The organism is Polaromonas potterensis (genome assembly GCF_033446725.1).
Taxonomy (GTDB): Bacteria; Pseudomonadota; Gammaproteobacteria; order Burkholderiales; family Burkholderiaceae_C; genus Polaromonas.
In genome coordinates this window covers 211851-232323 of record NZ_JAWQLX010000006.1, presented here as the reverse complement: position 1 = coordinate 232323, position 20473 = coordinate 211851, and the positions used below count along the sequence as shown (strand labels likewise).

Genomic DNA, 20473 nt, shown 5'->3' with positions numbered 1-20473 from the left:
CGTGGGAACGGCCGTCATCTTGGAATGCGCTTGAACTTGCAGACGTGTAGTCGCATAGGGCGGCTGCTCGCAGGGCTTCGATGTTTCATGGGCTCACACGGACGCCGTTAGGCTTGTTGCCGGCGTCGATGCAATACTGGTAGTTCGGGCGAGGCATGGCGATGCTCCGGCTTGATGGATGACGTCGAGCTTGACTTGAATGACCCTCACCCTTGATGACCAAGATCAACTTCATGATGTTCTCCTCACGCAATCTTGCTGGCAAGATATGACACCCACGCTCCGTAGGCCCCAACCTACGGAGCGTTTTTTGCGTACCGTCCAGCCAGGCCTTAGTTGGCCAGCTGGATATCGGTGACCACAAAAGCCGGACCGGCCTTTTCGGCTCGGAAACGGATTTTGTCGCCGGCCTTGACTTTGTCCAGCAAAGCCGGGTCCTTGACCTGAAACACCATGCTCATGGGCGGCATGTCGAGGTTTTTGAGCTCACCGTGTTTGATGCTGATTTTTTTGGCGTCCTTGTCCACTTTGCGGACTTCACCTTCGCTGAGCTCGGCCGCAGGCTGTGCGGCTTCTTGGCCAGGCTCGCTGGCCGGTGTGTGGTCGTGTGAGTGGGTTTGCGCGTGGGCCGCGCCGGCCAGCAGGGCGGCCAAAAGTACCAGGGTGTGGCGTGATGTCATGAGAATGTTCTTTCAGGATTTGGCAGGTGTTTTGGTGGGGTAGTCTTGAAAGACGCGGGTGTTGCCGTTTTTTTGCATCAGCAAGACCTTGTAGGGGTCCTGGCGTCCGCCGTACACCGCGCCATCCATGCCGGGGGAACCGACCGGCATGCCGGGCACGGTCAGGCCCAGGGCCTGCGGCCGCTCTTTCAGCAGTCGCCGAACCTCACGCGCCGGCACATGGCCTTCGATGGCATAAGCACCCACCAGCGCGGTATGGCAGGAGCCGAGTTTGGTAGGGATGCCCAGGCGCACCCTGACGGCGCTGTTGCCGGTGTCATGGACCTTGACCTGGAAGCCGTTGGCCTCCATGTGGATCACCCAGTCGCCGCAGCAGCCGCACTCGGGGTCTTTCCAGACTTCCAGCGGCGTTTTGGTCTGCGCCTTCAGGGCCGGTGTGGCGAGGCCGGTGGCGGCCAGGGTGGCCAGGGAATGTACAAAAAATCGTCGTTGCATAGGTTGTTCTTCGAAAAGAGGGGGTTAGCGGGGGGCTGCGGCGACGCTGATCTTGCCCACCATGCCCGCCTGGTAGTGGCCGGCGATCAGGCAGGCAAAGTCGAAGTCGCCGGAGCGGTTGAAGGTCCAGACAATCTCCGCGCTTTGGCCGGCCTTCACGTGCGCCATGTAGGGCTCTTCGTGTTCCATGGTCGGGAATTTCATCATCATCGCGGCATGCGCATCCAAGTTTATTTTTGTGCCCATGACAAATTCGTGAAGGATGGCGCCTTTGTTGACGACCACAATTTTCACGGTTTCGCCCTGTTTGACGTCAATGCGCTCCGGTGAAAAACGCATGTTGTCGGTCATGGTGACGGTGATGGTGCGTTTGGCCGATTTGGCGTCTCCGGCCACGCCCCAGGGTTTTTGTTCCTTTTTGACGGGACCGGCCGGCTTGGCGTGCGCCTCGTCGCCGTGCGCCCAGGCGCTGGAGGCCGCGCCCAGCGAGACGCCCAGGAAGGCTGCGGTCAAGGTCAGGACGGGAAGGACTTTCAAGGTTTTCATGGTCAAATTTCCTTTAAACGTTGTGAATATGCATGTGAGCGGGACGGCCTCAGTGACCGGCATGGCCTGAGGGTTTGCGGACCTGGACTTCGATGTCTTTGGCCGGCTTGTTGCGCACCGGCATGGATTTACCGCCTTCGGCCGCAAAACGCGCGGGGTTGGGCAAGGCGCCCGTCCATTCATAAGCCACTTCACCGGCCGGATGTTGGTACCAGCCCGGATCCTTGTAGTCGCCGGGTTTCTGGTTCTTGCGCACCTTGAGCACAGAGAACATGCCGCCCATTTCGACCGAGCCGAAAGGGCCGGTGCCTGTCATCATGGGCACGGTGTTGTCTGGCAGCGGCATTTCCATCTCGGCCATGTCGGCCATGCCGCGTTCACCCATCACCATGTAGTCGGGCAGCAACTTGCTGATCTCGCCGGCGACCTTGCGGTGGTCCACACCAATCATGGTGGGCACCTCGTGGCCCATGGCGTTCATGGTGTGGTGGCTCTTGTGGCAATGAAAAGCCCAGTCGCCTTCTTCGTCGGCCAGGAACTCGATCTGCCGCATCTGACCCACCGCCACATCGGTGGTGACCTCCGGCCAGCGACTTGTTTTGGAGGTCGGACCGCCGTCCGTGCCGGTGACGGTGAATTCGTGCCCGTGGATGTGAATCGGGTGGTTGGTCATGGTCAGGTTGCCGACGCGGATACGCACCTTGTCGTTCTTGCGCACCACCAGCGGATCGATGCCGGGAAAAAGCCGGCTGTTCCAGGTCCACAGGTTGAAGTCCAGCATGGTCATGATCTTGGGCGTGTAGGCGCCGGGATCGATGTCGTAGGCGTTGAGCAGGAACACAAAGTCGCGGTCCACCTCGTCGATCAATGGGTGTCTGGTTTTGGGGTGTGTGATCCAGAAACCCATCATGCCCATGGCCATTTGTGTCATCTCGTCCGCATGCGGGTGGTACATGAAGGTGCCGGGCCGGCGCGCCACAAATTCGTAGACAAAGGTTTTGCCCGCCGGAATCGCTGGCTGGGTCAGGCCCGACACGCCGTCCATGCCATTGGGCAGGCGTTGGCCATGCCAGTGCACGCTGGTGTGTTCGGGCAGCTTGTTGGTGACAAAAATGCGCACACGGTCGCCTTCCACGACTTCGATGGTCGGGCCGGGCGACTGGCCGTTGTAACCCCACAGGTGGGCCTTGAAGCCGGGCGCCATTTCGCGCACCACCGGTTCGGCCACCAGGTGGAATTCCTTCACGCCCTGGTTCATGCGCCAAGGCAGGGTCCAGCCGTTGAGGGTGACCACCGGGTTGTAGGGCCGGCCGGTGTTGGGCACCAGCGGCGCCATGGTGTCGGGGCTGGTCTGCAACACGGGTTCGGGCAGGGCGGCCATGGCCACCTTGCTGACCGAGGCGGCGGCCACGGCGCTGGTCAAGGCGCCGGCACCCGCCAAAAAGTTTCTTCTGTTCGTCATAAATCGTCCGTTGAATGAGGGGATGCCGCGGCTCAGTGCGCGGCGTCGGCGGCAGCACCGCCGGCGGCTGAAGACAGGGTGGTCGTGGTGGCCGGTCGGCCGGTCAGCGAGGCGGCGAGTGCGGCATCGGCCAGCCAGAACTGCTGACTGGCGTTGATCGCCGCCATCACGCTGCCGATCTGGTCGCGGGTGTCGGCCAGGAGCTCGAAGACGCCTATCAGCATGCCGTTGTAACGCAGCTGGTTTTCTTCAGCCATGGTTTTGCGCAGCGGCACAATTTCATCGCGGTAATGCGCGGCCACGTCGTACGCCGTGCGGTAAGCCGAATAACTTTCCCGCAGCTGCGACGAGGCCTTGCGCACCGTGTTTTCATAACGGTTGGCCGCCGCCAGAGATTGCGCATTCATTGCGTCGCGCTGGACATTGCCCCAGTCGAAGAGGGGCAGGCGAATGTCCAGCTCAAACCCTTTGCGCGCTGTGCTGGTGCCTTTGCTGTTGTCGAACACCGTGTCCCGGCGTATGCCCAGTTCCACATCGACCAGGCTGGTCAGCAGGTTCAAGCCCTGAGACTTGCCGGCGATGTCGAGCTGGTTACGCGCCATCTGCACATCCAGACGTTGTTGCGTGGCGCTGGTATTCACCACCGCCACGGGCAGCGCCTGTTGGGGCAGGTCGGGCAGGCGTTCTGGCAGTTTCAACGCTGCGGTTTGCTTATCGTTTAAGCCCAGTTGCCGCACCAGTTCTTCCCGGCTGGCCGTGGCCGCGTGTTGCGCCAGGGCCAGTTGGGCCGCGCTATCGGCATAAAAACTTTGCTGGCGCGCGCGCTGCAACTTGGTGAAGTTGCCCACCTGTTGCATGCGCCGCGCCAGTTCCGCGCTGGCTTGCGCCGTGCGCTTGACCTGGCTTGCATAGTGCAGGTTTTGCTGCGCGGCTACGGCGCGTACCCAGGCCTGGCGTACCTGGGTGACTTGTTCCACCACATTGGTGCTGAGCTGGACCTTGGCCTGTGCCACCTGACCACGCGAAATGGCCTGGCGGTGCGGCAGCGTCAACAGATCGAGCAGTCCGAACGACAGCAGTCGGCCCAGTTCCAGTTCGTCACCGGCGCGTACCCGTTCAAAACTGAAGATGGGGTTGGCGATGCGGCCGGTCTGCCTGGCCTGCGCCATGTCGGCCCAGCTTTGGGCCAGCAGGGCTTGCACGGCCGGGCTGTTGGCCAGGGCGAGCTGAACGGCGTCGTCCATGCGCAAAGGCTGGTCCAGCAACTCGCTGCTGAGTTTGCGGCGCGCTTCCTGTTGCTCGGCCGTGCGGCTGAGTTCCAGCTTGCCCTGGGTGAAGTCCTGGCGGTCGGTGTTGGTGTCCTTGATGGCTTGGTCCATGCCGACCGAGGCGCAGCCGGCCAGCACCAAACAGGCCGTGGCCAGGGCGCTGTAGCGAAATATCTTGTTCATCAGTGCGCCCCTCACGGTTTGGCGTGTCCGGCGTGCGGATCGGCTTGGGGGGTGGTGGCGGGTGACGCGGCGGCTCGGCCTTCTTTGGCGTAGGCGCGCCAGCCGCCGTTGCGGTCTACCTGTTCGTTGGCGGCTTTCCAGGGCGCGATTTTTTCGTCGGTGTAGGGCTGGTAGTTCTCCAGCGCCGAACGGAAGGGTGCTGGTGCAGCTTGGGTCGGTGTGTTGGCCGGTGGCGGTGCTGCCGGCGTCTGGGCCTGGGCGATGCTGGCTGACCAAGGCAGCAGCACAGCCAGTCCGGCAAGCGGTTTGAAAATGATACGGATGTCCACAAAAGTCTCCTGAAATACAAGCGGGCGATTGAAAAAATCGCGGTGATCCGGGCAGGGCGGCGTGGGCCGCGCGTGCCGGAGGCTGGTACAGACCCAGTACGGGCCTGGGCTTCAGGAAATCGGTGGTTTTTGGCCCAGCGCAGTATCGGCGCTGGCGAAGGACGCCACCGGCGAATGCGGTGGCATGAAAGGACTCAACACGGGCAGGGCCTGGGCCGCCGGGGGCGACAAGGCCACGATGTGGCAGGCCTGGCACAAGGCGCAGGATGCACAATGCGCGTCGCTGCTGGGGGCCGAGTCGCCTGCGTCATGGCCGGCGCAATCGGGCGTGGCCTGGGCCGCTGCCAAGGGCGCGGATGCATGGTAAAAATGGGTGCTAGCCCCCGCTGTATCAGCGTGATCAGCTACGGTTTCCATAGCGGCTTGTACTTGCACCAGACGCGGCGCAGCCATCTCGGTCGCCATCACGTCACCGACCCAGCCGCGCAGGGGCAGCAGGACGATCATGAGGACGAGCAACAGATGGCGCATGGGTGAATGATACAGGCAGGGATCAATAGTTCAAATTTTATGACTGAAAACCCGCGTCAACTCGCCTGGTTCCAGCGCAATTCCTGCCTCGCCTGTTTCAAGACCGAGACACCGCCGCTGATAGCCAGACCGGCCATCACGCTGGCCACGGCCAGGTCGGGCCAGGCGCTGCCGGTGCCGAACACCCCCAGCGCGGCCAGCATCACGGCAAGGTTGCCGACGGCGTCGTTGCGCGAACACAGCCAGACGCTGCGCATATTGGCATCGCCTTCGCGGTAGGCATACAGCAGGGCCGCCACGCCGACATTGGCCAGCAGCGCGAGCAGGCCGATGGCGCCCATGGTAATGGCTTCCGGTGCGCCGCCCTGCGTGGCCACCCACGCGGCCCGGCCCAGCACAAACACGCCGAAGAGCATCATGCTGCCGGCCTTGAGCAGCGCGGCGCGGGCGCGCCAGGCCAGGCCCAGGGACAAGACCGCCAGGGTCACGCCGTAGTTGGCGGCATCGCCAAAAAAGTCGATGGCATCGGCCAGCAGCGAGACCGAACCGGACTGGAAGCCAGCGCCTATTTCCACGCCAAACATGGCGAGGTTGACGGCCAGTGCGATCCAGAGAATTTTCCGGTAGCGTGGGCTGCTGCCGGCGTCGGCGGGGCCAGCGTGGTGGTGGTTGCAATGCGCAGACATAGGATTTCCTTGGTTGATGGCATGATTGGAAAGCCTCAAGTCACTTCAAGGTCAAGCCATGTCGCGTTCAAGTCCATTGCCCGCCCAGGGTTATCAGATCGGCGAAGCCGCGCGCCGCAGCGGCGTCAGCACCGCCAACATCCGGTTTTATGAGAAAGAACAGCTGCTCAGCCCGCAGGGCCGGGGCGAGAACAGCTATCGTTTTTATAGTGAGAATGACCTGCATCAGCTGCGCTTTATCCGCCTGTGCCGGGCCATGGACATGTCGCTGGACGAAGTGCGCACTTTGCTGGCGCTGGACTTGAACAACAAAAGCGATTGCGACACGGCCCGTGAGGCGCTGGATGGCCACCTGGGCCATGTGCGTGCGCGGTTGGCCGAATTAAAAGCGCTGGAGAAAGACCTGCAGTCCCTGCGCAAACGTTGCGACGGCAGCGACAGCCACTGTCACATCATCGAAGCCTTACACCAGTTGGCCGACGAACAAACCGCACCGCCGGCGGTGCTATCCGCGGCGAAGAAGCGCCACGTGTAAACGGGATCAGGGCGTAGGCGGCGCGGTGATGAAAGGTGCCAGGCGGTCGGCTAACACCTCGGCTTCGGTGTAACCGTTGCTGAGCAGATGGGCCTGGCCCTGGGCCAACACCAGCAGGGTCGGAAAGCCGCTGATGCCCCAGCGCTGGACCTGCGAAAAATCATCACGTGTGGCTTGCCTGGCCGCGTCGCTGTCGAAGGTGCGCAGGAAATCCAGGGCCTGCCCGGCTGGGCCGGACACCTGCTGCCAGAGTTTCGCCAGCACGGCCGCCTGGGTCACATCCCGGCCCTGGGCGTAAAAGGCCTGCTGGATCGCTTCGTACATGGGCAGCGCGAGTTCGGGCGCCTGCTGGCGTACCGTGACCACCGCGCGGCAGGCCGGTTCGGTGTCGTAGATGAAATCCTCGCGTTCGAACAGGTGATCGGAAAATGGCTGGCCTGAACGTTGGGCCACATGGCCCCAGTGCTGGCGCAGCTTGTTTTTCAGGGCTGCATCCATGACCTGCGTGTTGTAGGCGCGCAGGCCACCCAGCATGAGTTTCACCGGCAGCGCGGGGAACTGCGCCCGCAGCTGCGTCAGCGGCACGGCAAAGCCGTAACACCAGGAGCACATCGGGTCACCGACATACAAAAGGGTAACCGGGACGGCGGTATTCATGTGGGTTTGGGCTTGTCGAGTTGCAACTGCGCCTTGTCCAGCCATAGCTGCAGGTTGTCGAGCAGCGCTATCTGGCTGAAAGAGCAGCTTTCTTCGCTGAACAAGGCGCTGGATTCCAGCCGGTCCAGCAGGGTTTGCAAGACTTCGGCGAAGGGGGCCGGCAGGGCCGCCAGCAACTCGGGCTGGCTTTGCGTCAGATGCGAAAACGCCGGTACGGCCAGGGCATCGCCGCGCAACTGTTGCAGCGCCTGGGACAGGGTGGTGAGCTGGTCTTGAGGGGTGGTCATCAGTGTCGGGGATGAGGTGGCGGCGCAGTTAAAACGCCGAAGTTGAGGATGAAATTGGCCTTGCGTCCAATACCGACGGGCGCAAGCAGCTATCAAAAAAAGAGCGTCTGGGGCTGGAGCAGCCTCCAGTTTAAGTGTTGACCGCGCTTATGCCGGATGGGTCGGAAGCTGCGCGGACACCAGGGCGGCCAGTTGACGCAACGCCTGCTCGGTCTGGCTGGAAAACGAAAAGCCGCAACTGATGCGCAAAAAATGGTCAAAGCGGTTGGAGTTGGAAAACAAGGAGCCGGGCGCCACGCGTATGCCCTGCCGGATGGCCGCCTCGAACACCGCTTGCGCCGAGGTACCGGGCGGCAACTCCACCCACAGCAACATGCTGCCGCCGGGCACGGACAGCCGGGTGCCCGCCGGAAAGTGCGCTGCGATCGCCTCGGCCATCTGCGCACGCTGCCCATTGAGCTGGCGGCGCAGCCTGGCCATGTGGCGGTCATAGGCGCTGGAGGCCATGAATTCGGCGACGGTGAACTGGGCCAGCGCCTCGTTGGCGCGGCTTTGTGTGTACTTGAGCATCTGGATGCGCGCCTGCCAGCGCCCGCCGGCCATCCAGCCCAGGCGCAGGCCGGGCGCCAGCGTTTTGCGCAGCGACGCGCAATAAATCACGTTGCCCAGCTTGCCGGGCTTGTCCCAGGCCTTGGCCGCTTTCAGGGGAATGTCGTCATGGCCCAAGGCACCGTAAGTGTCGTCCTCGATCAGCGCCACCTGCTGGCGCTCGCACAGCGCTACCAGCTTTTCTTTTTCCGTGTCCGGCATCACGCTGCCCAGCGGGTTGTGAAAATTGGGCATGACCACCACGGCCTTGATCCTGTCATGGGTTCGCAAAGCCAGCTCCAGCGCTTCCACGGACAGCCCCGTTTGGGGGCTGGTGGGAATCTCCAGCGCACGCAGCCCTAAGCTTTCCAGAATTTGCAGCAGCCCGTGGTAGGTCGGTGACTCGACGGCGACGGTGTCGCCCGCTTGCGCCACCGCGCGCAGCGCGACATTGAGCGCCTCGATACAGCCGTGTGTCACCAGGATGTCTTCTGCCGACAACCGCATGCCGGCTTCCAGCGCCCGCCTGGCCAGCACGGCATTCAGGGGCGAATCATTGAGCATGTCGGGCGCATTGACCAGCATCTGGGGGTGTTTGCGCAAGGCCCGGGTCGCGGCATTTTTCAGGGCTTCGGCCGGGTACATGTCCGGCGAGCCGTAGGTGCCCGCCAGGTTGGTGACCAGCGGATAGACCTCACATTTGGCGACGAAGTCCGACACCCGGTCATGGATGCCGACGTACTGTGCCGGATCGAGTTTGCGACCGGCCTCCGGCTCGCTGGGCGGCTGAATCTCCAGGCGGCGCCGCTTGAGCACAAAATAACCCGAACGGGGTCTAGCCTCCAGCAGGCCCTCGTCTTCCAGCGTATGGCAGGCCTCCACGGCCGTGGACAAGCTGACCTGGTGCAGCCGGGTCAAGGCCCGGATCGAGGGCATGCGTTGGCCGGGCAGCAACACGCCCGACTGGATGGCCTGGCGGTAATGGCCTGAAAGCCGAAGGTAAAGCGGTTGCGCGTCCATGGCTCAATGATCAGTGAAAGAAGAGTCGTGACACAGCCACAGATGGGCTGAAATCGAACCATAACAGATGCATCAAACACCATCTGTACCGATACAGAAAGGCATGGATTGCCCCTGTCGGGCCGCCGGCCCCCTCGGTAATCTCAAGGCATCTTTTACGAATCGAGACTGCCATGTACCACCCCCCTGATCTTCAAACTTTCGTCCAACTAGGCGCTGGCGAATCCCGACTTTTGCAGGCCAAAGCGGGGACTTGCCTGGCCAGCAGCGCGGGCGCCTTGAGCGTGACCGGCGCACCGCTTTGGCTGGGCGAACAGGTCTTTCGCAGCCGCACCCGGCTGGCGCCGCCGGGGCAGCCCTACCTGATCGAACAGGACGGCTGGATCACGCTGACAGCCGGGCCGCAAGGGGATACCGTTGGCTTGATGTGTCCGCAGCAAACGCTGTCGCTGGTGTGTGTGCTGCGTGAGGCGGGCCGCAGACTTTTCACGCCGCCTTATATCCGAATCCTCCGAATTGCGGGCATTCGGCGCCGCCCTGCAAACCCTGGCTCGCTGGGGTAAATTCGATCTCTGTCCAACCGATCCCACTTTTTGCATCCATGACCGCTTCCGCCTGGCTCCTGTTTATCACCATTTCCCTGGTCACCGCCTTCAGCCCCGGGCCGGGCATTTTGCTGGCGGTGTCCAACGCCGTGGCCTGGGGGCCGCGCAAAACCTTGTGCAGCTCGGCCGGCAATGTGCTGGGGGTGTTTGCCGTGTCCGGCGCGGCGATGGCCGGCCTGGGCACCTTGCTGCACAGTTCGGCCTGGTTGTTTGCGGTGCTCAAGACCCTGGGCGCGCTGTATCTGATTTACCTGGGCTACCGCCAGTGGACCAGCCAGACCTCGATGTTTGACAAACCTTTGCCGACCGAGGCGCAGACCGAAAAAACCAATGCCTTCTTGTTTCGCCAAGGCCTGCTGGTGGCGCTGACCAACCCGAAAAGTATTCTGTTTTTCACCGCGCTGTTTCCGCAGTTCATCCATGCCCAGGCACCCATGGTGCCGCAATTCCTGGCTTTGACCAGCGCTTTTGCCGCCTGCGTCTTGAGCTCCCACATGGCTTATGTACTGCTGGCGCGCCATACCCATCGCTGGTTGGGCACGCCCCAGCGCGCCCGCTTGTTCAACCGTGTGTGTGGTGGTGCGTTTGGCCTGCTGGGCCTGAGCTTGCTGCGTTTGAAGAGCCCGCATTGACATGACGCCGCAGGCGTCGCTGCAGCAGGCCATCCACGAAGACGTGGCGCTGGTTCCTTATGACGCGGTGTGGCCAGCGCTGTTCGAGGCCGAGCGCCAACGCTTGGCAAGCTTGTTTCCGCTGCAGTTGCTGGACATCCAGCATATCGGCAGCACGGCCATGCCGGGCATGCCGGCCAAACCCATCATCGACATCTTGGCCGGGGTGGCGTCCATGGCGGTGGCGGATGTACTGGTCGGTCCGTTGCTGGCGTCCAGCTACACCACCTCCGCCGAGTTCAACGCCACGCTGAGTGAGCGCCGCTGGTTCATGCGTTGGGACCAGGGCCGGCGCACCCATCACCTGCATCTGGTGGTGCTGGGCGACACCGAGTGGCGCCGCCGCCTGTATTTTCGGGATAGCTTGCGTACCGACCCGGTGTTGGCGCAGTCTTATGCCTTGTTGAAACAGGCACTGGCAGCGCAACATGGCGCGGATCGCGAGGCCTACACCGAGGCCAAGACGGCGTTTGTGCTGGCAGTGGTCGCCGAGGCTTAGGCCGGCCTCAAAGGCGGCAGCCCCGCCAGATTTTGTCTCTGGCTTCGTGGAACCAGCGGCAAACCCCCCGAGAGGGGTTCTGCACTCAATCCAGCTTCGCGCCCGAGGCCTTGACGGCCTGGGCCCAGCGCGGTGTCTCCGTGGCCAGGAACTGGCCAAACTCCTCGCTGCCCATGAAGGCCGGGTCCGCGCCCTGCGTCACCATGCGGTTGCGGATTTCGGGGTTGGCCATGACTTGTTTGAAAGCATCGCTCAATTTGGCCGTCACGTCTTTGGGCAGGCCGGCGGGCGCGAGAAAGCCGTAAAAACCAACCACCTCAAAACCCTTGAAGCCCGACTCGATCACGGTGGGGATATCCGGCAGCGCGGGGTTGCGCTCCTTGCTGGTCACGGCCAGCGCACGCACCTTGCCCTGCTTGTGGTAGCTGGCCGCCTGCGGAATCGACTCGCCCATGAACTGCACCTGGCCGCCCATCAGGTCGGTGAAGGCCGGGGCGCTGCCGCGGTAGGGGATGTGCACCATGAACAGACCGGTGGCGTTTTTGAACATCTCGGGCACCAGGTGGCTGATGCCGCCGTTGCCGGCCGAGCCGTAGTTGATTTGCCCGGGTCGTGCGCGGGTGTAGTCGACAAATTCTTTCAGCGTCTTGACCGGCAGCTTGGGATTGACCAGCAAGGCCAGCGGCTGCATGGCGGTGCGGGCAATCGGCGTGAAGTCGCGCAAGGTGTTGTAGGGCAGCTTGCTGTAGAGCGCCGGGTTGATCACCATCACCCCGGTGTTGGCCAGCATCAGGGTGTAGCCGTCGGGCTGGGCTTTCATCACCTCTTGTGCACCCACGGTGCCGCCCGCGCCGCTTTTGTAGTCGATCAGCACGGGCTGGCCCAACACCGCCTGCAGGCGCTCGCTCAGCAGGCGGGCATGCTGGTCCAGCGGGCCGCCGGCCGGGAAACCAATCACCACCCGTATGGGTTTTTCCGGAAAGGCGGCAAGGGCTGCGGAACTGGCCGCGATCAGCAAGGCGGCGAGGGCGCGCTGGGGAGTGAACATGGGGGGTCTCCTTGTTATGCAATAGTGAGCCATGATAAACAGCGTCGCGGACGTGACCCAGCTAGCGTCTTCCCCGATGCCGCGATCTGGCGGGCGCGTTAGGCTGGGGTTCAAGGAGATTCCATGGACCGCCCTCACTACAAGTTCTGGCCTAAACGCCTGCCGCATCGCATCAGCCCGCCCGCCACCTCGCTGTGGCACAACCTGACGGTCAGCGCCCTGCGTTTTCCGGACAAGCCCGCGCTGGTCTTTTTTGGCCAGGTTGTCACCTATGCCGAGCTGCTGCAACAAGCCGAACGCCTGGCAGCCACCCTGCATGGGCTGGGTGTGCAGGCTGGTGACCGGGTGCTGCTGGACATGCAGAACTGCCCGCAATGGGTGATTGCCCACTTTGCCATCCTGCGCGCCAACGCCGTGGTGGTGCCGGTCAATCCCATGAACCGCGCCGAGGAACTCAAACACTACATCACCGACCCGGATGCCACGGTGGCCATCATCGCAGCCGACTTGGCGCCTGAGCTGGCCAAAGCCAATGCCCAGCTGGCACCGGCGGATCAACTGCGGCACATGATCGTCAGCCATTACAGCGATACCTTTGATTTGGCGGCCCAGCAGGGCGCAGAAGCCTTGCCCGCGGCCTGGCAGGGCTGGCTGGCCACACAACATGACTTGCCGGTGCTGGACGGCGGCAGCGCCATGAGCTGGGACCAGGCTTTGCAAGGCGATGTCGACACCTTGCCGGCGCATACCGCCACGCCTCAGGATCTGGCCGTGTTGCCTTACACCAGCGGCACCACCGGTTTGCCCAAGGGCTGTATGCACACCCATGCCAGCATCATGCACAACGCCGTTGGCAGTTGCCTGTGGGGCAACGCCACCTTTGAAAACGTGGTGTTGTCGGTGGTGCCCATGTTTCATATCACCGGCATGGTGTCGGTGTTGCATGCGTCGATTTACGGCGGGGCCACCCTGGTCATCATGCCGCGCTGGGACCGCGAGCTGGCCGGGCGGCTGATCTCGCGCTGGCGCGTGACCCACTGGACCAACATTCCGACCATGGTGATAGACCTGCTGGCCAGCCCGAACTTTGCGAGTTTTGACCTGAGCAGCCTGGTAGCCATCGGTGGCGGCGGTGCGGCCATGCCGCAGGCCGTGGCCCAGCGCCTCTGGGAGCAGTACGGCCTGCGTTTTGCGGAAGGGTATGGCCTGACGGAAACCGCCGCGCCGTCCCACAGCAACCCGGCTGATGCGACCAAGCAGCAGTGCCTGGGCATTCCTTTTGTCAGCACGGATTCCCGCGTGATCGACCCGCTGACCCAGCAGGAAATGCCGCAGGGCGAGCAGGGCGAAATCATCATGTGTGGGCCGCAGAATTTTTCGGGCTACTGGAAACAACCTGAAGCCACGGCGGCGGCGTTTATCGAGTTCGAGGGTAAACGCTTTTTCCGTTCGGGCGATTTGGGGCGGGTGGACGAGGACGGCTATTTCTTCATCACCGACCGGCTCAAACGCATGATCAATGCGTCGGGCTTCAAGGTCTGGCCGGCCGAGGTGGAGTCCCTGATGTTCAAACACCCGGCGGTCCAGGAGGCCTGCGTCATCTCGACAAGTGACGCCTACCGTGGCGAAACCGTCAAGGCCGTGGTGGTGTTGCGCGCCGCAGCCAAAGGCCAGACCAGCGAAGACGACATCATCAACTGGTGCAAGGACAACATGGCGGCCTACAAATACCCGCGTGTTGTGCAGTTTGTCGATGCATTGCCGAAAAGCGGCTCGGGCAAGGTGATGTGGCGCACCTTGCAGGAAGCGGAAGAGGTTCAGGGTTAAGTCGTTTTTGCAGTTGCAGCTTTCGAAATCTTGTCTTTGATCTTGTTCCTGTTGTTGGCCAGCAAGCCGGGTCTCGCCCCGGCGGGCGACTTACTTTTCTTTGCTTCGCCAAAGAAACCTAAGGAAAAGAAAGGCGACCCGACTGTCCGGGTCCCTTCGCTGCGCTGCGGGCAGCCTGCGGTTCTCGCCAAAAGCGGGGTCTCGCTCGAACTCGGCTTCGCCTCAGACAATCGCGAGCCCTGATCCGCTTTTGCCTGCGCTCCTCGGCCCGGCCAAACGGGGTGACAAAGAATCAGAATACCAATACGGGGAGACATGACGCGCTAAGCGCGTCATGTCGACACACAAGTGGCCGTCATTCATGCACGCGCTTGCAGCACACAAGACCAAATGAAGTCCCCCTCCATCGCCCAGCGGGGCGAGGGAGGGGCTAGGGGTGGGAGTGGGGAGTCAGGCCTACTGTCCAGAACAAGCCACAGGTGCAGCGTGACGCTTGAAGCTAGGCACATCAAATTCTTAAGCAAAAAAAAGCCTCTAGCCCTTATCTGGAAAGCGCAAGCAGCTATCCAATTCATAGCGAATGGTGAGGGTGATTGTTTTCCTGCAGGCCGCAGACGGCCCGCCAATTCCTGTAGGGGGCGGAACTCGGGTAAGGTGTGCCTCCAACAAATTCAACAACTGCGTCGCCTTCCCGCGCGTCCCGGCAAACATGGCCAAACCACTTCCTCCCCCCCATTTGCCCTCGATCGACAAGCCGCTGGACGGCTGGCGCTTGCATTTGTACACGATTATTTTCGAGGCGGACACCCGCGCCGGGCGCCTGTTTGACCTGAGCCTGATCGGGCTCATCCTGCTCAGCATTGCCGTGGTCATGGCCGATAGCGTGCAGTCTTTGCATCTGGCCTATGGCCGGGTGTTCACGGTGCTGGAATGGATGTTCACGCTGCTGTTCACGGCCGAGTACGTGGTGCGTCTGCTGTGTGTGCGCAGGCCGCGTCAGTATGCGGGCAGCTTCTTCGGCGTCATCGACCTGATTGCCGTGTTGCCGACTTACCTGGCGCTATTTTTTCCGGGGCTGCATGCACTCATCGACGTGCGGGTCTTGCGCCTGCTGCGCGTGTTCCGGGTGTTCAAACTCGCCGCTTATGTGGCCGAGTACCAGTTTTTGGGCCGTGCGCTGGCGGCCAGCGGCCGGAAAATCCTGGTGTTTTTATCGGCGGTGCTGATGGTGGTGCTGGTCATGGGCACGGTGATGTACGTAATCGAAGGCCAGACCAACGGCTTCACCAGCATTCCCACCTCGGTGTATTGGGCCATCAGCACGGTGACAACGGTAGGTTATGGCGACATCACACCCCAGACCGACCTGGGGCGGCTGATTGCGTCTTTCATGATGTTAATGGGCTGGGGCATTCTGGCCGTGCCCACCGGCATCGTGACGGCGGAGATGGCGGCGCAGCGGCAGATGCAGGTCTCACAGGCGCCGACCACACGCACCTGCCATGAATGCCTGACCGAAGGCCATGGCCCGGGCGCTGATTTTTGCTTTAACTGCGGCGCGCGCCTGCCGCCTTACCAGCAGCAGACCGGCCCAGCGTCCTGACGGTTTAGCTGCCGGCCGTCAGCCGGCGCGGTGTGATTTCGACGGAACCAAGCGCCGTGCTCATCCACACCGTTCCGTCCTGCACCGTCACCTGTAATTGCATGCTGCGCTCGGCCAGTTTGGCCAGCGCCTGGCTTTCGGCGGCCTCGATCTGCCAGACCACCAGGTTGGAGGCTCGGGTGAGTTTGGTTTCGATGTTTTTCCACCAGACCGGCGTGCTGCTCGCAAAGCTGTATACGCTGACCCGCTCGGCGCGGCCAGCCGCACGCATCAGGCGTTTGTCATCGGGCTGGCCCACGTCTACCCAGTGCAGGATCTGCTCGGTGTAGTCCTTGTGCCAAAGCGCGGGTTCGTCCACGTCCCACAAGTCCTTGGCGAAGTCGAGTTTGCCCTTGTTGTCGTCGGCGGGCACATTGAGCGCAAAGGCCAGCAGGCGGATCATCATGCGTTCATCGGCCTCGGACGGGTGGCGGGCAATGATGACGTTGTGATCCGCATAGACGCCGCGGTCCATGTCGGAGAGTTGCAACTGGGCTTTGTAGATGGTGGCTTTGAGTGCCATGGTGATTTTTCTGGTTGGTGGCTGGCGTGAACCCTCTATTGGAACAGACCGGCGCTGGCGCTGTACTCTGGCTATAGTCAGGCCATGATCCGACTCTCTGTTCTTGACCAATCCATCGCCGTGACCGGCCGCAGCGCCGACACCGCCATCCGCGAAACCCTGTCCCTGGCCCAACACTGCGAGGCCCTGGGTTACGAGCGCTTCTGGCTCAGCGAGCACCACAGCCACCCCAGCATTGTCGGCAGCGCCCCCGAGGTGCTGATGGCCGCCATCGCTGCGACCACGCAGCGTATCCGCATCGGCAGCGCCGGCGTGATGTTGCCGCATTATTCGGCGCTGAAAGTGGCCGAGCAGTTCCGTGTGCTGGAGGCGCTGGCGCCCGGGCGTATCGACCTGGGTGTGGGCCGCGCGCCGGGTTCGGACGGGCGCACGGCGCAGCTGCTCAATCCCCAGGCCCACCATGCGGCCGATCGTTTTCCCTTGCAGGTGCGCGAGTTGCAGGCCTGGGTGGGCGGCAGCGAGCTGCCTGAAGGCCATCCGGGCCGTGGTGTGGTCGCCCAGCCCACAGGCCCCAGCACGCCCACCTTGTGGATGTTGGGCAGTTCCAACTACGGCGCACAACTGGCGGCCCACTACGGCCTGCCTTATGCGTTTGCCTATTTCATCACCGATGGGCAGGGCGCCGAAGAAGCGCTGGCCACCTACCGTGAGCTGTACCGTCCCAGCCCGCAACACCCGACGCCGCAAGCCGCGCTGTGTGTCTGGGCGCTGGCCGCCGACAGCGAAGACGAGGCCTGGCAGCATTTTTCAAGCCGTGAACGCTGGAAAATAGACCGCAACCAGGGCGTGTTGGGCCCACTGCAGTCGCCGGCCGAAGTGGCTGCCAGGCCCTACACCGCAGCGGAACAACAGGCGGCCGACAAGCTCAGAAACACGGCACTGGTGGGCAGCGGGCCGCAGGTGGCGCACAAATTACGGGCGCTGGCCGAAACCTTGGCGGTAGAAGACATGGTGGTAATCACCTGGACACACGATGCGGCGGCGCGGCGGCGCTCTTACGAATTGCTGGCGGCCGAGTTGTGTGTCGCGACAGCCCAAGCGGAAAAGGTTTAGCCTTCGCTGATCAGCGCCAGGCAAAGGCGCTCCATTTGCAAGGCCCACTGCGCGGCTTCCGCCTCACTCAAGCCGATCAGCAAACCGTAACGCCGACCGCCCCAGACCGACAGATGCATGGCCTGGATGGCCTCGGCGCTGGGTTGTGTGGACAGGTCGTGGCAGGCTGTAAACACCTGGACCCACGCGGCGAGCAATTCCTCGTACACACGCCTGTGGTGTTTGGCCTTGGCAATGCCGGCTTCCTGGGCCAACATGCCGGCGTCAAACCAGGGCAGCTCTGGCGTATGCACCCCGCAGCTCAGGCGCACCAGCGTCTGCAGGCGCGCCTGCCAGGGCAGCTCAGTCGGCGCCACCGCCTGCTGTTCAATTGCCTGCAACAACTGTTCCATGCAATGCCGCACATAACCGGACAGCAACGCTGACTTGTTGGGGAAATAGTCGTACAAGGTGCCGACAGCGACACCGGTTTCCAGCGCCACGGCGCGGGTGCTCACGCCACCCCAGCCGTCGCGGCGCCAAATCCGAACAAACGCGTCGTAAATGGCTTGCACAGTGAACACCGCGCGGGCCTGTGTGGGGCGTTTCAGGGGTTTGGCGGCGGCGGGGCTGGGGGCTGCCGCAGCGGCTGGTTTTCCGAACCCGGAGGGCGTGCGGCGGCTATACATTGGTGCTGACCTGTTCGACTAACTTTCATAGGAAGACGCACCATGAACTCTCCGTCCCCATGGACACGGCTGCTGACGCGCAAAGATGCATTGAATCACACCCGCATTGCTGTTGAGCAGTCCGGCGACACAGCGCTTTCCAGCGGTGAGGTGTTGCTGAAAATCAGGCGTGTGGCCCTCACCACCAACAACATCACTTATGCGGCTTTTGGCGAGGCCATGCAGTACTGGGATTTTTTCCCCACCGGGGAAGACGGTTTCGGCCACATGCCGGTCTGGGGTTTTGCCGATGTGATCGCCTCCACGGTGGATGGGGTGGCGGTGGGCGAACGTTTTTACGGTTATTTCCCCATCGCCAGCCAGTTGCGGGTGTGGCCGGAACGTGTGACGCCGCGCGGTTTTTACGATGGTGCGGCCCACCGCAAAACACTGACCTCGGCCTACAACCAGTACATGCGTTGCAGTGCCGATGCGGCTTACCGCGAAGCCGATGAAAACTACCAGATGCTGGTGCGCCCGTTGTTCATCACCTCTTTCATGCTGGCTGATTTTTTGCAGGACAAAGCATTTTTCGGCGCGCAGCAACTGGTGTTTTCAAGCGCCTCCAGCAAAACCGCGTACGGCACGGCTTTTTGCCTGGAGGCGTATCCGCAGATCCAACGTATCGCGCTGACATCGGCACGCAACAAGGGTTTTGTGGAAGGGCTGGGTTGTTATAGCGCTGTGGCCGCGTATGACGAACTGCCGCAGATTAATCCCGGCAAGCCCACGGTGTATGTCGATTTTTCAGGCGACGAAAACTTGCGCCGCGCCGTGCACCAGCATTTCGGCGTATCGCTGGCCTATGACTGTTATGCCGGCTCGGCGCAAAACACGCAGTTCTTGCGCCAGCTCGACATGCCGGGGCCCGCGCCCGAGTTCTATTTTGCGCCGGTGCAAATCCGTAAACGCAATGCCGACTGGGGCCATGCTGTGGTGAACCAACGTTTCAACGATGCACAACTGGCGTTTATCCGGCGTGTGAGTGATGTGTCAGACCCGTGGATGCAGGTGCGTGAACACCAAGGTTTTGAAGCGGCGCAACTACTGATCGATGACTTGCATGGCGGGCGCTTGGACCCGCAACAAGGGCATGTGGTGGTGCTGGACTGAGCACCTTGCGATGGTGTAGGCTGAGGTCTGCTTCACCTCACCTGCAGGCACCCACGACATGAGCACAGCCCCTTCCCACGATCACAATCACGACGAGCCTTGGAAACATGATGGCGTTCGTGTGATTGCCGGCAACCAGCTGGACGGCAACACCGCGCAAACGCCGGGCATGGACCGCAAGGCGGCCATCAACTTTGCCCGTGTTGGCGCGCAAAAACTCTGGGCCGGCACCGTCACCATCCATGCCAATGCCAAAACCGGCGCGCACCACCACGGCCCGCTGGAGAGTGTGATCTACGTGGTCAGAGGCCGGGCCCGTTTGCGTTGGGGCGAACAGCTGCAGTTCACTGCCGAGGCCGGCCCCGGCGACTTCATCTATGTGCCGCCGTATGTGCCGCACCAGGAAATCAACGCCAGCCCGACCGAATTGCTGGAGTGTGTGCTTTGCCGCAGTGACGGCGAGGCCGTGGCCATCAATCTGGACATCGAGCCGGTTGAAAAGCCCGAACAGGTCTTGTGGGTCGATCCCACCCACCCACACGGCGGCGTCTAGGGCGGTCCACAGCGGGGAGCGGCCCTCGGGGACAAGCAACAAGCCTGTTCCTCACGTACTTCTTGCGCAAACCTTCCCTTACGACTGTCACCTCGTCCTACAAATGCCGGGCCATTTGCTGGTTACAACTGGGGGGTCTTACAAGGATCTCTCTTTCATCATGGATACAAACACCTCCACCCCCTCGGTCAGCCCCGTTAACCCCGTTAGCCAGCCCGATTTGTCACAACGCCTGCAGCACAGCAAGGCCTTGATTGCCATTGTGGCCGTCCTCGGCGTCACCGTGTTGGCGCTGGCCGCCGCGCTGGTGGTCAACCGCTCCGAAGCGCAGCCGGATGCGGCCGAACGCATGGCGCTCGCCAGCCCGGGCGACAAAACCCCTCCGGTCAACAAACTTGCCGACACCGGCAAAGCCGTCAGCACACCGACCACCCGGCCGGCGGCCCAGCCCCGGCCCGTGGCGCAAGCGCCCCGGCCTGAAGTCTGCGCCGCTTGCGGCACGGTGGAAGCCGTGACGGCGGTGCAGCGCCAGGGCCAAGTCAACGGTGTGGACGTCGGCAATACCACCGTCGGTCTGGGCACGGTGGCCGGTGGCGTGCTGGGCGGCCTGCTGGGTCACCAGGTGGGTGGCGGCAGCGGTAAAACAGCCATGACCGTGCTGGGTGCGGCGGGCGGCGCTTATGCAGGCAACACCATCGAGAAAAACATGAAGAAGGTCACGGTCTACCAGGTGCGTGTGCGTATGCAGGACGGCTCGGCCCGCACCGTGGAAGTGTCCAGCGCCGTGCCGGTGGGTTCGCGCGTGATTGTGGAAGGCAACAATCTGCGCATGGCTTGAAAAAAGGCCCCCACGCTCCCCACTGCGTGTGGTTCGCTGCCCCCCGAGGGGGCGCTGCGCCTGCGGC

Annotated in this window: 24 protein-coding genes; 10 read left to right on the top strand and 14 right to left on the bottom strand. The window is 62.6% G+C overall.

Features of this window, described 5'->3' with window-relative positions; translation table 11 throughout:
• Window positions 1–332 precede the first annotated feature (332 nt).
• The 8 genes from R6254_RS13345 to R6254_RS13310 all read right to left on the bottom strand — a co-directional run bounded on the left by R6254_RS13345 (window position 333) and on the right by R6254_RS13310 (window position 6180).
• Window positions 333–680, bottom strand: coding sequence for a copper-binding protein (locus R6254_RS13345; RefSeq protein ID WP_318407452.1), 348 nt, complete (start codon window positions 678–680; stop codon window positions 333–335).
• 12 nt (window positions 681–692) lie between these two features.
• On the bottom strand, window positions 693–1175 hold the full coding sequence (locus R6254_RS13340; protein WP_318407451.1) for a DUF411 domain-containing protein: 483 nt from the start codon (window positions 1173–1175) through the stop codon (window positions 693–695).
• 24 nt (window positions 1176–1199) lie between these two features.
• On the bottom strand, window positions 1200–1721 hold the full coding sequence (locus R6254_RS13335) for a cupredoxin domain-containing protein (RefSeq protein ID WP_318407450.1): 522 nt from the start codon (window positions 1719–1721) through the stop codon (window positions 1200–1202).
• Between the two features lie 49 nt (window positions 1722–1770).
• Complete coding sequence (locus R6254_RS13330; RefSeq protein WP_318407449.1) at window positions 1771–3183, bottom strand: multicopper oxidase family protein; 1413 nt, start codon at window positions 3181–3183, stop codon at window positions 1771–1773.
• Window positions 3184–3215: 32 nt separating this feature from the next.
• Window positions 3216–4634, bottom strand: coding sequence for a TolC family protein (locus R6254_RS13325; RefSeq protein WP_318407448.1), 1419 nt, complete (start codon window positions 4632–4634; stop codon window positions 3216–3218).
• A gap of 11 nt (window positions 4635–4645) precedes the next feature.
• Window positions 4646–4963: a hypothetical protein gene (locus R6254_RS13320; protein ID WP_318407446.1), complete on the bottom strand. Its 318-nt coding sequence runs from the start codon at window positions 4961–4963 to the stop codon at window positions 4646–4648.
• A gap of 111 nt (window positions 4964–5074) precedes the next feature.
• Window positions 5075–5494: a hypothetical protein gene (locus tag R6254_RS13315; RefSeq protein ID WP_318407445.1), complete on the bottom strand. Its 420-nt coding sequence runs from the start codon at window positions 5492–5494 to the stop codon at window positions 5075–5077.
• A 56-nt stretch (window positions 5495–5550) separates the two neighbouring features.
• Entirely contained in the window at window positions 5551–6180 is a 630-nt protein-coding gene (locus R6254_RS13310) for a cation efflux transmembrane domain-containing protein (protein ID WP_318407443.1), read from the bottom strand.
• A gap of 58 nt (window positions 6181–6238) precedes the next feature.
• Here R6254_RS13310 and R6254_RS13305 point away from each other — a divergent pair, with 58 nt between their 5' ends.
• Window positions 6239–6715, top strand: coding sequence for a Cd(II)/Pb(II)-responsive transcriptional regulator (locus tag R6254_RS13305; RefSeq protein WP_318407442.1), 477 nt, complete (start codon window positions 6239–6241; stop codon window positions 6713–6715).
• A 6-nt stretch (window positions 6716–6721) separates the two neighbouring features.
• On the opposite strand, the gene R6254_RS13300 is transcribed toward R6254_RS13305, so the two are convergent.
• From R6254_RS13300 to R6254_RS13290, 3 genes are all read right to left on the bottom strand, one after another.
• Window positions 6722–7372: a DsbA family protein gene (locus R6254_RS13300; protein WP_318407440.1), complete on the bottom strand. Its 651-nt coding sequence runs from the start codon at window positions 7370–7372 to the stop codon at window positions 6722–6724.
• A complete protein-coding gene (locus R6254_RS13295; RefSeq protein ID WP_318407439.1) occupies window positions 7369–7659 on the bottom strand; it encodes a hypothetical protein in 291 nt (96 codons plus the stop codon). Before R6254_RS13295 ends, R6254_RS13300 begins: the two co-directional genes overlap by 4 nt.
• A 147-nt stretch (window positions 7660–7806) precedes the next feature.
• Window positions 7807–9267, bottom strand: coding sequence for an aminotransferase-like domain-containing protein (locus R6254_RS13290; protein ID WP_318407438.1), 1461 nt, complete (start codon window positions 9265–9267; stop codon window positions 7807–7809).
• Window positions 9268–9440: 173 nt separating this feature from the next.
• On the opposite strand from R6254_RS13290, the gene R6254_RS13285 reads away from it, so the two are divergent.
• The 3 genes from R6254_RS13285 to R6254_RS13275 are packed head-to-tail and all read left to right on the top strand — an operon-like array spanning window position 9441 to window position 11042.
• The gene (locus tag R6254_RS13285) at window positions 9441–9830 is read left to right on the top strand and encodes a hypothetical protein (protein ID WP_318407437.1); all 390 of its coding nucleotides are present in this window, start codon (window positions 9441–9443) and stop codon (window positions 9828–9830) included.
• A gap of 38 nt (window positions 9831–9868) precedes the next feature.
• Window positions 9869–10504: a LysE family translocator gene (locus R6254_RS13280; RefSeq protein WP_318407435.1), complete on the top strand. Its 636-nt coding sequence runs from the start codon at window positions 9869–9871 to the stop codon at window positions 10502–10504.
• A gap of 1 nt (window position 10505) precedes the next feature.
• Complete coding sequence (locus tag R6254_RS13275; protein ID WP_318407434.1) at window positions 10506–11042, top strand: GrpB family protein; 537 nt, start codon at window positions 10506–10508, stop codon at window positions 11040–11042.
• Between the two features lie 85 nt (window positions 11043–11127).
• Here the strand turns inward: R6254_RS13275 and R6254_RS13270 are convergent, their stop codons facing one another.
• Window positions 11128–12090 carry a Bug family tripartite tricarboxylate transporter substrate binding protein gene (locus R6254_RS13270; protein WP_318407433.1) on the bottom strand — a complete coding sequence of 321 codons (963 nt, stop codon included), beginning with the start codon at window positions 12088–12090 and terminating at the stop codon, window positions 11128–11130.
• A gap of 123 nt (window positions 12091–12213) precedes the next feature.
• On the opposite strand from R6254_RS13270, the gene R6254_RS13265 reads away from it, so the two are divergent.
• Together R6254_RS13265 and R6254_RS13260 are read left to right on the top strand one after the other, a co-directional pair.
• Entirely contained in the window at window positions 12214–13917 is a 1704-nt protein-coding gene (locus tag R6254_RS13265; RefSeq protein ID WP_318407432.1) for a long-chain fatty acid--CoA ligase, read from the top strand.
• A gap of 709 nt (window positions 13918–14626) precedes the next feature.
• Window positions 14627–15520 carry an ion transporter gene (locus R6254_RS13260; protein WP_318407431.1) on the top strand — a complete coding sequence of 298 codons (894 nt, stop codon included), beginning with the start codon at window positions 14627–14629 and terminating at the stop codon, window positions 15518–15520.
• A 4-nt stretch (window positions 15521–15524) separates the two neighbouring features.
• Here the strand turns inward: R6254_RS13260 and R6254_RS13255 are convergent, their stop codons facing one another.
• On the bottom strand, window positions 15525–16082 hold the full coding sequence (locus R6254_RS13255) for a YaeQ family protein (protein ID WP_318407430.1): 558 nt from the start codon (window positions 16080–16082) through the stop codon (window positions 15525–15527).
• An 87-nt stretch (window positions 16083–16169) separates the two neighbouring features.
• Between R6254_RS13255 and R6254_RS13250 the strand changes: the two genes are divergently transcribed.
• The gene (locus tag R6254_RS13250) at window positions 16170–17195 is read left to right on the top strand and encodes an LLM class flavin-dependent oxidoreductase (RefSeq protein ID WP_318407537.1); all 1026 of its coding nucleotides are present in this window, start codon (window positions 16170–16172) and stop codon (window positions 17193–17195) included.
• On the opposite strand, the gene R6254_RS13245 is transcribed toward R6254_RS13250, so the two are convergent.
• Entirely contained in the window at window positions 17192–17863 is a 672-nt protein-coding gene (locus R6254_RS13245; RefSeq protein ID WP_318407428.1) for a TetR/AcrR family transcriptional regulator, read from the bottom strand. The two genes, R6254_RS13250 and R6254_RS13245, sit on opposite strands and share 4 nt — an antisense overlap.
• A gap of 42 nt (window positions 17864–17905) precedes the next feature.
• Between R6254_RS13245 and R6254_RS13240 the strand changes: the two genes are divergently transcribed.
• The 3 genes from R6254_RS13240 (at window position 17906) to R6254_RS13230 (ending at window position 20406) form a co-directional block, all read left to right on the top strand.
• Window positions 17906–19015, top strand: a complete 1110-nt coding sequence (locus tag R6254_RS13240; protein ID WP_318407426.1) for a DUF2855 family protein — start codon at window positions 17906–17908, stop codon at window positions 19013–19015.
• Window positions 19016–19073: 58 nt separating this feature from the next.
• Entirely contained in the window at window positions 19074–19568 is a 495-nt protein-coding gene (locus R6254_RS13235) for a cupin domain-containing protein (RefSeq protein WP_318407425.1), read from the top strand.
• A 160-nt stretch (window positions 19569–19728) separates the two neighbouring features.
• On the top strand, window positions 19729–20406 hold the full coding sequence (locus R6254_RS13230; protein ID WP_318407423.1) for a glycine zipper 2TM domain-containing protein: 678 nt from the start codon (window positions 19729–19731) through the stop codon (window positions 20404–20406).
• Window positions 20407–20473: the final 67 nt, after the last annotated feature.